At 30.3% G+C, this 13,597-nt stretch carries 16 protein-coding genes; 10 read left to right on the plus strand and 6 right to left on the minus strand.

The window, feature by feature from the left end:
- The first annotated feature begins 134 nt into the window (after positions 1–134).
- A complete protein-coding gene (locus AAHN03_RS06810; RefSeq protein WP_341762361.1) occupies positions 135–656 on the plus strand; it encodes a helix-turn-helix domain-containing protein in 522 nt (173 codons plus the stop codon).
- 99 nt (positions 657–755) lie between these two features.
- On the opposite strand, the gene AAHN03_RS06815 is transcribed toward AAHN03_RS06810, so the two are convergent.
- The 3 genes from AAHN03_RS06815 to AAHN03_RS06825 are packed head-to-tail and all read right to left on the minus strand — an operon-like array spanning position 756 to position 1,535.
- Entirely contained in the window at positions 756–857 is a 102-nt protein-coding gene (locus tag AAHN03_RS06815) for a helix-turn-helix transcriptional regulator (RefSeq protein ID WP_342278577.1), read from the minus strand.
- A 53-nt stretch (positions 858–910) separates the two neighbouring features.
- Positions 911–1,291 carry a PIN domain-containing protein gene (locus AAHN03_RS06820; RefSeq protein ID WP_341762359.1) on the minus strand — a complete coding sequence of 127 codons (381 nt, stop codon included), beginning with the start codon at positions 1,289–1,291 and terminating at the stop codon, positions 911–913.
- Complete coding sequence (locus tag AAHN03_RS06825; protein ID WP_375331219.1) at positions 1,278–1,535, minus strand: AbrB/MazE/SpoVT family DNA-binding domain-containing protein; 258 nt, start codon at positions 1,533–1,535, stop codon at positions 1,278–1,280. The genes AAHN03_RS06820 and AAHN03_RS06825 overlap by 14 nt, the downstream gene beginning before the upstream one ends.
- A gap of 226 nt (positions 1,536–1,761) precedes the next feature.
- Here AAHN03_RS06825 and AAHN03_RS06830 point away from each other — a divergent pair, with 226 nt between their 5' ends.
- From AAHN03_RS06830 to AAHN03_RS06860, 7 genes are all read left to right on the plus strand, one after another.
- Positions 1,762–4,536 (plus strand): ankyrin repeat domain-containing protein, encoded by a 2,775-nt coding sequence (locus AAHN03_RS06830; RefSeq protein ID WP_342278578.1) that lies wholly within the window; start codon positions 1,762–1,764, stop codon positions 4,534–4,536.
- A 196-nt stretch (positions 4,537–4,732) separates the two neighbouring features.
- Complete coding sequence (locus AAHN03_RS06835) at positions 4,733–5,344, plus strand: helix-turn-helix domain-containing protein (RefSeq protein ID WP_341760894.1); 612 nt, start codon at positions 4,733–4,735, stop codon at positions 5,342–5,344.
- Between the two features lie 36 nt (positions 5,345–5,380).
- On the plus strand, positions 5,381–5,605 hold the full coding sequence (locus tag AAHN03_RS06840; RefSeq protein ID WP_341762356.1) for a hypothetical protein: 225 nt from the start codon (positions 5,381–5,383) through the stop codon (positions 5,603–5,605).
- Between the two features lie 148 nt (positions 5,606–5,753).
- Positions 5,754–6,704, plus strand: a complete 951-nt coding sequence (locus AAHN03_RS06845) for a hypothetical protein (RefSeq protein ID WP_342278579.1) — start codon at positions 5,754–5,756, stop codon at positions 6,702–6,704.
- Positions 6,705–6,754: 50 nt separating this feature from the next.
- Positions 6,755–7,084, plus strand: a complete 330-nt coding sequence (locus AAHN03_RS06850; protein WP_342278580.1) for a hypothetical protein — start codon at positions 6,755–6,757, stop codon at positions 7,082–7,084.
- Positions 7,077–8,354: a hypothetical protein gene (locus tag AAHN03_RS06855; protein WP_342278581.1), complete on the plus strand. Its 1,278-nt coding sequence runs from the start codon at positions 7,077–7,079 to the stop codon at positions 8,352–8,354. Before AAHN03_RS06850 ends, AAHN03_RS06855 begins: the two co-directional genes overlap by 8 nt.
- Positions 8,347–9,318: a hypothetical protein gene (locus tag AAHN03_RS06860; RefSeq protein ID WP_342278582.1), complete on the plus strand. Its 972-nt coding sequence runs from the start codon at positions 8,347–8,349 to the stop codon at positions 9,316–9,318. The genes AAHN03_RS06855 and AAHN03_RS06860 overlap by 8 nt, the downstream gene beginning before the upstream one ends.
- A gap of 98 nt (positions 9,319–9,416) precedes the next feature.
- Here AAHN03_RS06860 and AAHN03_RS06865 read toward each other — a convergent pair whose 3' ends face one another.
- On the minus strand, positions 9,417–9,842 hold the full coding sequence (locus AAHN03_RS06865; RefSeq protein ID WP_342278583.1) for a helix-turn-helix domain-containing protein: 426 nt from the start codon (positions 9,840–9,842) through the stop codon (positions 9,417–9,419).
- 125 nt (positions 9,843–9,967) lie between these two features.
- Between AAHN03_RS06865 and AAHN03_RS06870 the strand changes: the two genes are divergently transcribed.
- A complete protein-coding gene (locus AAHN03_RS06870) occupies positions 9,968–11,638 on the plus strand; it encodes an IS1634 family transposase (RefSeq protein WP_342278584.1) in 1,671 nt (556 codons plus the stop codon).
- Positions 11,639–11,802: 164 nt separating this feature from the next.
- Here AAHN03_RS06870 and AAHN03_RS06875 read toward each other — a convergent pair whose 3' ends face one another.
- On the minus strand, positions 11,803–11,928 hold the full coding sequence (locus AAHN03_RS06875; RefSeq protein WP_342278585.1) for a hypothetical protein: 126 nt from the start codon (positions 11,926–11,928) through the stop codon (positions 11,803–11,805).
- The gene (locus AAHN03_RS06880) at positions 11,925–12,791 is read right to left on the minus strand and encodes an Rpn family recombination-promoting nuclease/putative transposase (RefSeq protein WP_342278586.1); all 867 of its coding nucleotides are present in this window, start codon (positions 12,789–12,791) and stop codon (positions 11,925–11,927) included. The genes AAHN03_RS06875 and AAHN03_RS06880 overlap by 4 nt, the downstream gene beginning before the upstream one ends.
- Positions 12,792–13,007: 216 nt before the next feature.
- Here AAHN03_RS06880 and traF point away from each other — a divergent pair, with 216 nt between their 5' ends.
- Positions 13,008–13,523, plus strand: a complete 516-nt coding sequence (gene traF / locus AAHN03_RS06885; RefSeq protein WP_342278587.1) for a conjugal transfer protein TraF — start codon at positions 13,008–13,010, stop codon at positions 13,521–13,523.
- Positions 13,524–13,597: the final 74 nt, after the last annotated feature.

A 13,597-nucleotide genomic window follows, 5' to 3' on the forward strand; every position in this document is an offset into this window, starting at 1 on the left:
GATAAACTTTTATACTTGTTACGCTTATTCTTCGCTTTTTGCTTAATTGAGTTTAATATAAGGTTTTAGGAGCGTCAATAATAAATACTGCTTAGCGGTATTTATTTTTTAATTCATCTTATTTTTTTTATAGAATGTCACTTAGTATTAACTTACAAAATTTTTTAAGGATAAAATTTCAGGAAAAAAAACTTAAAAGAAAAGATTTTATATCTCAAAGTGGGATAAATCCAACTACAACAAACAAAATTATTGGTGGTAATTTCCGTAATCCCAGCCTGAAAACTCTATTAAAATTGGCTAATTACTTTAATTGTCACTTAGATGAAGTGATTGGCAGAGATAAAAAGTATTATACTGTTTTTACTAACAACTATAAGAAACTAACAGAAGATGAAATTAATACTAATCTCAAAAAACTAATTAAAGATAAAATTCAAGAAACTGGACTCAGTGCCTTTCAATTAGCTATTCGTATAGGATGTAGCCAAAATACTATTTTTAATTTTCTAGACGATAAAAGAGAGCAAAAAACTCTTGGTAGTCCTGTTATGGTAGCACTAGCCAATTATTTTCAGCTGTCAATAGATGAAATGATTGGCAGAATTTCCATTGAGTCTCTTAATAAAATTCCTAAAGATATTAATAGCCACTAAAGTTATGTTAAAAATTAAAAATCTAAGGTTCACGCTTAGAATCCCAGTATCAGAAGTAAAGGAACTGATTTTAATTACTATTATGGTTGCACATGCAAATCAATTGGCTTCTACTGCAATAGCATATCTATAAATTGTTTGTAGACTTGGAAAATGCTTGCCACTTTCTAAACGAGCAATTACAGACTGGGTAGTATTCATTTTTTCTGCTACCTTGCTTTGAATTTTGAAAGTGAAAGTCAGTTAATATGATTCTAATAACTTAATTCTTTTTGAAGCTTTTTATCAAAGGTTTTTATTTTGTGACTTTTGTTTTTTTTACCTTCTACTAAAATCATATAATCTCCAAAATCAGCTTTGCCAGTTACATATTTTTCTAGAGCTTCTAGTACTACTTCCCTTTGACCTATAACGATACCTGTTGAATCAGTTAGTGTTATTATTGCTTGATATATCTCATCCCTAGAGAATCCTTTTACTTTCAAAACCCATGCAAATTCTAAAATAGCGTAAGAAGAAATAAACAATGAGTTTTCCTGAGTAATTTTTAAAAGAAACTCTTGAGCTTCTTTTGCCTGCTCCGGATCATCCTGTAAGTAAGCTCTAACTAGTACATTGGTGTCAACTCCTATCATTTTCAGCTATCGCTTTACTAATTGCATCATCTATGTCTTCAATAGACATCGGTTTCTCTTGAGATTTACTTTTACCCATACCAAAAAAGCTGGTAATACTTTTCTTTACAGAAAAAATTTCTAAGCTATCATTGTTTTTTATATTAATTAGTAGTTCTGAGCCAGAATGTAACCCTAACTTTGTTCTTAATGTCTTAGGGATTACTAATTGACCTTTTGAAGATAAAATTGCTCTCGCACTCATAAATATAAACACTTAAATGAATAAAATGTATCTAAAGTAAGTTAACATAACTTACTTTAGATTGTCAACATGTTAAAAATTATAAACCAAGTTCACCATGTGAGCCAAGGCGGACTAATTGAGACCATTCAAAAGCAGGGGCAAAGCTAAATTTTGCTAAAAAATGTACCCAGCTTTTTATAAAAATATATTACAAAATGAATCTATAACACGGAGAAATTGAATTATGGCAAAAATTACAATAAAAGAAGAAGAGGTTACTAGATTCAAAGAAAATCCAAAAGCGTTACAGGAGATTTTTATGTATGCTATTTGGGCTGAGGATGTTGAGGCTATTAAATTATTATGTGAACTTACACCAATAAAGTCTCATATAGACAAAAAAGCATTATTTGATGCATTAACTTACGTAGTCTACAATGATAAAAATCTCAACTTAGTAGAATTAGTAATTGATGGTTTAGAGATTGATTTAAGTAAACAAACATTTCCGGATACTGGAGGCACTTTACTTACTCTAGCGGCTTGTTATGGGAGTGTAGAAATTGGTAATTTCTTGCTCAATCGTAACTTTGATTCTAACCATCAAGATATAACGAAGCAAACTGCCTTACATTACGCGGTAATTTATGACAAAAAACCTTTTGTCAATTTGCTCCATAATCATCAAGCTAACCTAAATATTCAAGATAGTAACGGTTATACTGCACTTCACTTGACAGCATTGTATAAACATCGTGCGATGGCAAAGAAATTAGAAGACCTAAGAGCTGATACTACAATCAAAGATAAGCGTGGATATAATTATAAAAAGCTTCGCGAAGATGTAATAAAACAAAAGAATGAATTTCCTCCCCCTAAGTTACCGTCAATTGAATCACTTGAATATTTAAATTTATACAAAGGAATAGTAAGTTTTTATAAAGCCATGTTATTGGACAAAAACAGAGAGGAATATATTCTAACTACTATTGATAGTTTAGAAGAGTTTCTAAACCCATTAACCAAACCTTCAGCAAATGTATCACCTGCCAAAGAACTGCCGGTGAGTGTACCTATCGAAAAAACATTACGTACATTAGCAGCAGTATATGAATGTTATAAAGAGAATAATAATAGTGCTGAACTAAAGGACTATATAATAGAGAAAGCAAAATATTGGGAAGCATTTGTTGTGCTAGCTATGTTATATAATACAATATGTGTAGAGTATTTAGACAATGCAGATTATTACAATGCTAGAAGATGTGCTGAACTAGCTTATGATAATATAAATCGTTGTACAAAAGCTCAAGATAACTCTTTGCAGGAATTATTGTATAATATTTTTTATAATCTTGGGAAAGTGTGGAAATATTTTGATAAAGAAATATCTATTCAATATTTTATTAAGGCAGAAGAATTAATAGCAGGTGATCAGGATACAGTGAAAGAATTATTAAACTATTACATTATTTGCCATAATGTTGAGAAATCCTTAGAGCAAATAAACAAAATAACCGATCCTGATCTTAAAACACTATACTCAATAAAACGGAAGTCCTATTTCCAACATGATGGTCATATTATTGATGAATTAAAGGAACATGCACAAAGTACAGAAGATGCAGAACTTAGAAAATTATACACTATCATGTTGGAATTTGTAGATCAAACAGATTCTACTATTGCAAAATTATGCGAAAAACATGGTTTTACATTTCCAAAACTTGGAAAGCCTGAAAACTTAAAATATGTTCTATGTGTAGAAACTTGGGCTGAAAAATTTTCCCAAGAACAACCTATTAAAGCCATTAATTGTTACCAAGAACTTAGTACCCATACAGAACGATATATCATACCAACATACTTATTTAAAATATTAGAGCTTTGCAAATACTCCAACTCTTGGAGAGAAGGGTTAGAGCATCTTACAACTATGTACGAGCAATATAGTGATATCTTATCAAATCATACTATGCTTCCTCTAAAATATTTAGAGTTTATTTTTTATGAAGCAAATGACTGTCAACAACAATCTAAAGATTGTTGGGATTTTCTAGAAACCCATGCTAAGTCAGGCGATATAGCTTCTAGATTGTTCTCTTATGCTAAAGATTTTGCCTTGTATATAGCTATAGAAAAGAATGATTTTACTAAAGCGTCTGAGTATTTAAATTCACCTCTTGTTTGGGACATAAAACAAACTGGCATACAGTCTCCAAGGTTAGATGAGGCAACCAAAGAAGCTACAAAATTACGGTTATTGCTAGAAAAACTACAAAAAATAGGTAGTTTGACAACAGAACAAACTCCATCTGTTGCCACAGAAAAAACTAGTTTTACAGAGGAAATTGTTGCCATTGAATCAACCGAAAATCCTGATGAATTAAATGAACTTGTTAATACCTTATATCCCAAAGCAATACATGCTTATTTTCAAGAAAAAAAGAAGGGGTTATTACAAAAGCCAATAGAGGCAACAGTAAAAGAACCACCATGCGTGTGGAATACACACACAGGAGTTGTTTACAGTTCTGATCAAGAAGATGTTTATCCTGTAACAGGTAAAGAAAATTTTTATGCAGTAATTAATCGCAAATTAGTTAAGAAATTAGAAAAAGAGGAGTTATTAACTAAATTTACTGATGCTTTATTAAAAGGTTTCACTGGCAGGGAGCAGGGTAGTAATGGGATAAAATTTCTCTCTACAACCTACGAACTCAAAATTACCGGTGATGATCGATTATATACCAAGCATGTATACACAAAGCAAGGTAAGTTTTTAATTGATTTTGATAATTGGGGAGGACATCAAGAAGTAACAGCAGCAATAAACGCAGGTCCTTTGGAAACTACTGAATGCGAGATATCTTATATTCCTAATATTCCTCAGGAGACTAAGAAAACAGAAACATCCTATTCACTTCAACATATCACTAGAGAGATAGAACATGTAAGCATTAGTGAAGAAGAAGGGACAGTTGAATTATCTGGATATAACAAATATTATGCAGATTGAGATGAAAAATAGTACATGGATTGAATGGAAACAAAAATGAGAACTTTTAGAAGGTTTAATTAATAACCAAAAAATACTCTGAAACTCGTATCATAAAAGACTTTGAGAATATATCAGTTTATCGGCGAGGATATGTATACTGCTCGTAAATGAAGGGTTGCAAAGATAGGAGAGATATTGTAGAGTTTAGGAGATTATGAGTAAGAATGTATTGACAGAAGAACAAAGAGAAAAGTTGAAGGAACGTCATAAGACAGAACGAGACGGACGCATACGTGATCGTATTAAGGCAGTTTTGATGTATGACGATGGGTATAGTAATGTAGAGATTGCTAAGGTACTACTCTTGAGCCACGAATCGATAAGAAAATATATTGTTGATTATCAAAAAGCCAATAAGCTTGATAGCAACAATGGAGGTAGCACAAGCAAATTAAGTGATGGTGAGAGGGAAGAATTAGCGAGTCACCTAGAAGCAAATAATTATGTTTATGCTAAAGATATCATGCATCACATTGAGAACAAATATGGGGTAACATATACGATAACGGGAGTAACAAAATTACTATACAAATTGGGTTTTGTTTACAAGAAGCCGAAAATAGTACCGGCTAAGCTGGATTTTGACAAGCAAGAATTATTTAAGTTAAACTACAGTTTACTAATTTATCATAATTTTGAACAATTTTCGGAAGCAATAAACAAATTTTTTAGCAACATTGGTGATTATAAAGATAGGTTACGTACCTTCATAAACGATAATTTCCAAACTATTACCGTTAACCATTTCTGCAACTCTTCAGGTTAATTGAGTATACCAAGCTATACAGTCTTTGTTCAGAGGTTGAATAAATTGGCTGATGCATTTATTGTAATTACTGAGATTTTGCATGAACAAATTCCAGTACATGAAAGTCAAAAAACATGCCAATTGATCAATTCTATGCCGGTAATTTTAGCACATCGTGGAAGAAGATTTAATGCAAAAGTAGCTCTAGAAATTGCCACAGCTAATGGTTATTGTGCAACTAAAAACTACATTACTATGGTGTCAAGTTGTATATTTTAGCTGGCTATAAGCAAGGTTTTCTGCTTATTATGTAGGTACAACAAAATGCATTAATTAATATTAATTATAAATTATGCGTGAACAATCATTGCATTGCTTAAATAGATTAACAAAAATTATATACGGAATATTTTTGTTAATCTTTATAATGTACACTATATTTAGTATATACATACATCAGTATTATCAAAAACAAGCTAGCCAAGAAAAGTTTCATATTTTACAAGAGTATTATAATAGAATATTAGAACTTACTTTAAACCATCTAAATTATTTAGCATTAAAAGTTCCTACAAATCTTGAAAAAAGTACTATTACAATAGATACAAATAACTACATCCAAATTTGTTATAATAAATGTATCAGTTATAACAAATTTAAATTTAGTACATTACTAGATAAATTTATTCCTAAGTTCATTTATTATAAGATTAAATTAAACAATGACATGCTTTGTGCAAATACCAATAAGTCAAAATATACAATTACAAAGGCTTATCGCATTAACGATCATACGCAACTTAATATAAGTATTTTAATTGACAAAGCATTTTGGAATAAAACAGAGCATAAGATTAAGAAACCATTTTATTTATTATCTTTATTTATATTAGTTAATTTCTTACTATTATATCTTTTATATAAAACAATGCTCAGTCATTGTAAAAAAGAATATAAATCTTATTATAAAAATGAAAATAGTGTTTATTTAAAACAACTAAAGGCAGAACATAAAAAAGAACTGTCAGATCGTGAAAAATCTTTAATGAAAAAGATATGGGATATTGAGTTTGCAAAACAAAAAGACTTAGAAATCAATTGCTTATTCTCTCAAGCAGCAAATAAGTTAGTATTTATGAATGAACAACATAGTAATTATGACGAAATGATTAAAAATTACGGAGTGCAGAATATTAGTAATCGTATGCCGTGTTCTATAGTATTATATCAAAACCATATGGTAGAGGAAGTAAGTACTAGTAAACTAATCGAGTTTTTTACAAATAGATTTAAGAAAGAAGATGAAAATATATCAATTAAAATATCAAGCTCATTAGAAGTAATAAAGTTTGTATCTCAGGCAGCTTATATCAGATAATATATAGTTTAATTAATTACATACTATTTTTATTAAAAAAACAATTTCCTGTGGTTAAACGCCAAATTAACTTGTCTTTGAACCAAAAAGATACAAAATTCAAGTTGAATCTAGAATATGATGGTATCCCTATTAAGAATGAAGAAGAATTATTGAATATGTCTAGTAATTTCTTTAAAACTCATGCAAATCCATTTTTATTAAATATAAATCAAATATTTAATATGCTAAGGTCGAATGATTTTTATTGTAAAGTTAGTTATGATAAGATAAACGTGATAGAAATAGCAGAGAAATTTCAAAAAAGTACACGAATTGTAGACAAGAAAAATGATAATATAGTTCACATTACCTCTTTTAAGAAAGAAAAAAATGAATAAATATTTAACATTAACAATATTATTAATCATGCATAGTACATCTCTAGCAGTAGAACGAATATCTAATCTTGTAATACCAGTAAGTTATTTTGTTAATCATGTTAGACAGCTAGAAGAACTTAAAGATAATCTAAATAAATACCGACAAGCTAGTATTATTGGTACTAGTGGCATAGGTAAAACACAACTTGTTAGAACATACGCTTATGACAATAAGACCACTTACAACATCATTTGGTTTTTTGATTGTAATCAAGATATTAATATAGAATTTACTAAATTAGCTAAACAGCTTAATAAGAATCTACAAGCTAATATATCAGAAGATGCTGATCTAGCTAAGAGAGATGTAATGGATTATTTAGTAACTCAAGATAAATGGTTATTAGTTTTTGATAATTTAAAAATTGGAGAAAATAAAAAAATTCAAGATTTAATCGATTGGGAACATAATGGCAATATTATATTTTGCTCTCAAGATGGTAAGATATTACCAAATACCATAGAGATGACTTTATTTGTTAATAGTGATGCTATTACTTTAACAACTAATTTATTAAATAATCCAGATAAGAAAGATATTAAGTTTTTAGTAGAAGCTTTTAATGGGTATCCAATACTAATAGTTCAAGGAACTCAATTGTTAAATCAAGTTAAGGGTTTAGGTAGAGAAGAATATAAGAAAAAGATTTACCAATCGGCTGACAAGATCAAGCTGAATATCGAATTAGCAATGCAAGAGTTAACACCTTCAGCTGTTCAATTACTTAAAAAAATAGCTTTAATAAATAATCAAGCTTTTTCCAAGCAATTACTTGTTATTATTACCGATCATCCAAATACCATAGATGACGATATTTTCCAGTTATCAAAATTTGTATTAATTTCTAATATTGACTCAGATCAAGATAATCCTGTTTTTGAGATGCATGATGTTATAGCTCAGAAAACAATAAAGATTAATGGTTATCAGGATAATAAAGTTTATTTAGAATATATTATTGATAAAATCACTAAAGCTATACCTAATAATGGTAAACAGCCTCCGGAACATACTTTTCGTAGTGGTAAAACAATAAATGAAAATTTGAAAATCATTACAGACTATCAGCAAAGTTATAATCTTAGCATATACAAGTTACTGCCACTCAATTTACAATTATTTATAAATTATATTAATATGTTTCAGTTTTATGAGGCAGAAAAATTATTTAATTGGTTTGATGAATTAGATAAACAAAGAGATATTGAAATTATGGTTAATGAATAATGAAGAAAAATTATTTTATGCTAGATATCTAGGAGTGATCGGAGGGTATTATAAAATTAGACTGGCGAATTGGTATAAAGCTTTAGAATACTCCTTAAGAGCTAATCAAGTGTTAGAAAAAGTAGAAGGTTATCAAGCTATTAAGTGTAACGTTCTTTACAATATAGCAAGTACTCGTATTTCATTAGGTCAAATTAACGAAGCTCAAAGTGAGATTAATGCAATAGAAAAGAATACTAATTTTATAGGTTTAGGGCAAGTAACGCGTATAATGAAATCAAAGTTATATCATTATATTGGTAATGAGCAACAAGCGTTAGAGGAATGTGATAAAGAGATAATGCAAATCTCTAGAAGTGGTACTCGACTCAATGATGTGTTGTATTTTTCTAATAATTACATATTAAAAGCTGAAATATTAAACTCACTTGGTAGATATCAAGAAGCCTATGTACAAATACAACAGTTATATGATACTCATAAACTAGTAACAAAAGAGCATTGTGAAGTATTTGGTCGCATTTTTACTCAAATGGCAAGATCTGAACTTGGATTAGGAGAAATCAATAAAGCCTTAGAACACGCAAAAAAAGCTATAATAATTTTTCTTGCTGATGAGAAAAGAAATCCTAAAAATACTACCTATCTCATTGATCCTGATTTAACAGCTAGTTATGTAGTTCAAGGTGATATTTTATTTGCTTTAAATAAGTTGGAGGAAGCTATAACATCTTATAGACAAGCTTATGGTATATATTTTTATCTATATAAGGATAGAAGAAAGAATGTTGCTTATACAAGTTACTTGTACCTTCAAGGTGCTAAAGCTGCATGTAAAAAACAAGATTTTCGTATTTATAAGGATTTTGGTAAATCACAAGTTGAAGAATTTGGAGTAGATCACCCTAACACTATCGCTATGTTTGAATATTGTAAACAGTATGGTATGAATTTAGAGAGGTGAAGTGCATTAGCATTTCAATTTGATGTATCTAATTTATAAGACAATGGTCAAGTTAACCTTAGCTTTGTATAATAACGCAAGCATCTGTAATAGAATATTTATGGTTCGTAGTATTTATCTATTAACCAATCAACAAATGATTTATTAATAGGCTCAGGCTGTTTTTTTAGAGAGTAGTGATATACTTCTTTTATTAAATTTATAAGGTTTGTAAGTGAAAAGTTTATATTTTTTTCAAGTATAGTTTTAATTGTCACTTCAGTTGCTTCAAAAAAGACGTTTATTTGAGCATGACTTAGTAACTCAAGTGGTATTGCTTTTTCATCAATAAGTATTGATTCTAATGATACATCTAACCCTTTTGCTATTAATTGTAGATTATGAGCCGTAGGATTTTTAGAATTACCTGCTACTATTCCATATATTGTATTTCTGCTTAATCCAGTTTTCTTTTCTATATCAGTAGGACTGATGTTCTTCCTGACTTCCGCAGATTTTTTGATATTAGTTGTTATAAGTGGCATTAGTAAGGAGGTGAAGTGGTACTCTCGTTCTGTTGTGCCTAGTAGATATTTTATTATTGACTTTAACTGCGATGTTGTTTATTATTTAATTAATTGAATATAGCCCCATATTTTATAGCCCTAATATGTACATACGTCGTAAAAAAAGTCCTAATAGTCCAAGGCAATCTATCCAAATAGTAGAAGGTTATCGTGATAGTAAAGGTAACGTCAAACAGCGTATAGTACGTCATTTAGGAGTCTTCGTAGATGAAGTAGAAGAAGCTAAATTAGTTGCCCTAGCACAAGATTTGATTGCCAAGATTAAAGCTGAGAGAGAAGCTGCAACTGGGCAGGGGAATTTGTTTACTGATGATACTAACAAGGTTAAAAGAGGTCGTCCAACTAACAAGCAGTTAAAAGATATTCTACCTGTTAATGAAGTAAAACTAAATGAGGTTGTAGAAGTCAAGCGAGTTGTTGAAGGAGTGCATCAAATAGGAGGGCATGTTTATGATCAAATGCATTTTAACCAGTTACTAGCAAGGAAACGTGACGCTGGGATGCTGAAGGATTTAGTGTTAGCCCGCATGGTAAGGCCAGATAGTAAAAAAGGGATAGTTGAGTATTTAAGCGATCAATTTGACCAGCATCATGATCTAGATGCTACTTATTGGATGATGGACAAATTACATGAGCAAATACCTAAAATTAAAGAATTATGCTTTAAAAACACCCTAACCCTGATTCCTAATAAAGAGATTAGCCTAGTATTTTTTGATGTTACTACACTATACTTTGAATCAGTAGAAATAGATGAGCTAAGAGCCTTTGGCTATAGTAAAGATCATCGCTTTAATACTACCCAACTAGTTCTTGCCCTAGCAACTAATGAGGATGGATTACCACTTGGCTATGAGCTGTTTAGTGGTAATACCGCAGAAGTTAGCACCTTAATTAAATCAATTAACAGCTGGCAAGCGTATCTTAAAGTTAAAGATGTCTGTTTTATTGCTGATCGTGCAATGTTTAGTAAAGCTAACTTGCAAGCTCTCGATGAAGGTGGTTATCGTTATATTGTGGCAGCAAAGCTTAAAACACTCAAGAAAGAAAAGAAAGAAGAAATATTATCAGAGGAAAACTATAAGCCTACTGTTATAGGCAATGATCTTACTTGGATTGCCGATCTAGAGCATGATGGTAAACGTCTAATTACCAGTTATAAATCTAAAAGGGCTATTAATGATGCACAGGAGCGACAAAAAATTTTAGATAAAATTAATAAGACTATTGGTGAGTCTGGTAGTACTAAAAAACTTATATCTAATAGTGGAGTAAAAAAATATACTTCTAGTGAAAATGGCAAGAGCTATATTGACGCAGAGAAGATAGAGCAGAATGCGTTGTGGGATGGCATGCATGGGGTAATCACCAATGACCAGACTATAACTCCACATGAAGCAATAGCAAAATATGCTAGATTATGGGTAATTGAAGAGCAATTTAGAATCAATAAACATAATTTACAAATGCGTCCAATTTTTCACTGGACTAAACAAAGGATAGAAGCACATATAGCTGTGTGTTATATGAGTTTTGCAGTGCTTAAAACTATAGAATACAAGGTTGCTCTGACCCAAAAGATTAGTGTAACTAATATTGTTGAATTATTAATATCAGTACAGGCTTCAATCTTAAGACATACAAAGACTGGTGATTTTTATAGACTACCAAGTGCAATAAAAAACGAAGCTAGAAAAATCTATAAAACCTTTAACATCAAACGTTCAGACCATGCAGAAATATATTTAAAATAACAAAATAATGTTGTGCCTAAATTTTAAAAATCCTAGCACTATGAGCCTTCTAAGCTTATGCCTTATTAAAAAATGCGGAAGTCGGGAGTTATATTTGTCTTTAATCTTAATATGGGTCTATTATACATAATATATCTTATCATTGGTAAGCGATATAGATAGAATTATCTAGAAGATTTTAGTTTTTGGATTTCTTCAATACTTAAACCAGTAACTTTGGCAATATATTCACACGTGGCATTTTCTGCCAATAATTTTAGAGCAGTAACAGTTTGAGGATCGTAAGTCATGATTTTAGATTTTCTATTTGAGATTTACTTAACTTAGTGTATTTAATAATTTTTTCCATCGGCTCATTGTTTAATAGCATTTCTTTTGCCATAGATATTCTTTCTTCCTCTCTACCTTCCTCTCTACCTTTTTCCAGTTGTTTTTTTAGAGTGTTAGCTTCGATACGCAGCCATTTAAGATGGTCTTCATAGGTCTCTCTTTCTTCGTCAGTAAAGTTCATAACATCTAGCACTGTTAGAGCTTTTTTTAAGGCAACATTGTCTAATTCTTTAGGTAAATTATCTTTGTTAAGTAGGTCATGTCTTGTTAGAAAAGCTGTCCACATGTCTAGAGAGTTTTTTACTTTTTTCAGTATATCAGGTAATTCCTCATAAGAATTATCAGTAAACTTATTAAGCTCAATAGTATGTAATTCGAGGTCTTTGAAATATAACAAGCCACTATCTTTTTCTACTATATGGAAAACATTGTGATATTTAGTTACATTCGGAATAGAAGTAAAGTTTAGAATATGAATACCAATGGCTTTGCTTAGGGTAGAATAGTCCTGAGCTACCTTTAATTGTTCAGTATATAATTTAGCCCAATAATATAAAGCTCGCTTATCATAATCAGCTTCGTCGCTAATTTGAATTTCAATATTGAACCTTTTGCCATCAACGGATTTGGCTTTCACGTCTAATATTGAGAGTTTATCATTCTTAAAGTTCTTTGGATTATATGGATTAAGTAGCGTTAGTTCTGCCACTTGATCTTCCTTAGATACAATTGAATTAATCAAGGATATCAGCAAGTCCTTATTCTCTTCTACGCCAAAGATTTTCTTAAATGCCAAATCAACTCGAGGAGTTATTTTATCCATATATGCTATTAGTAGTCATCAATTATAACACTAGTATAGCACAGAAATTATAAAGCACTAAGTAATATAATGTAAAAAAAATCGTAAAATGTGAATTACCAAGTGTCTTTTAGCCGTTTGGTATTCACTTTGCTGAAAGTGATACTAAACAAAAAGAGTTAATGATCAAGTTAATAATTAATTTAATTAGCAATGATTAAATGAGTATAGCAAGTTATGAGATTAATATTGTTTTTATCATTAATATCCTATTTGTCTACTAGCTATGCCCAAGGTTTCTTTGAACAGAGATATCGTGGTTGGTTATGGTTTGAGGAGAGGGAGTTGGCAAAAGAATTAGAGAAGCAACAAGAGACATTAGTCATAGAGCAACAAAGAGAACAAGAATACGCCAAAGCAAGGCAGGAAGTGGAACAATTTAGCAAAGAGTTAGAGGAGCTAAAGTTTATGATGATTAGATACCCAGAAAATATCGAACATGTAAGAAGATATAAAGAAAAGGAAGCCTCGATGTTAGATAATAGTTTAAAACTTGCTCATAGCTTTAGGATGGTAAATTTTCTGTACCCTGAGACTATCAATTTAATTGAGAATCCAATTAATCTGTATGGCAGAAGAATAAAAGAAGAGACTGAGCAACAAAAGCTAGCTAGCAAACTTAAGATACTTGCTACTCAGATAGAACTCTGTGTGATTACTCTCACTAAAAACTTAATAATAGTTGAAATCTAGAATTTTTAATACCTTAAATCAATAAATTTTTGTTATTTGACTGTAAGTTACCTAATTGAATGGCGTAATTTTAG

This window comes from Candidatus Tisiphia endosymbiont of Myopa tessellatipennis, assembly GCF_964031105.1.
In the GTDB taxonomy this organism is placed as follows: Bacteria; Pseudomonadota; Alphaproteobacteria; order Rickettsiales; family Rickettsiaceae; genus Tisiphia.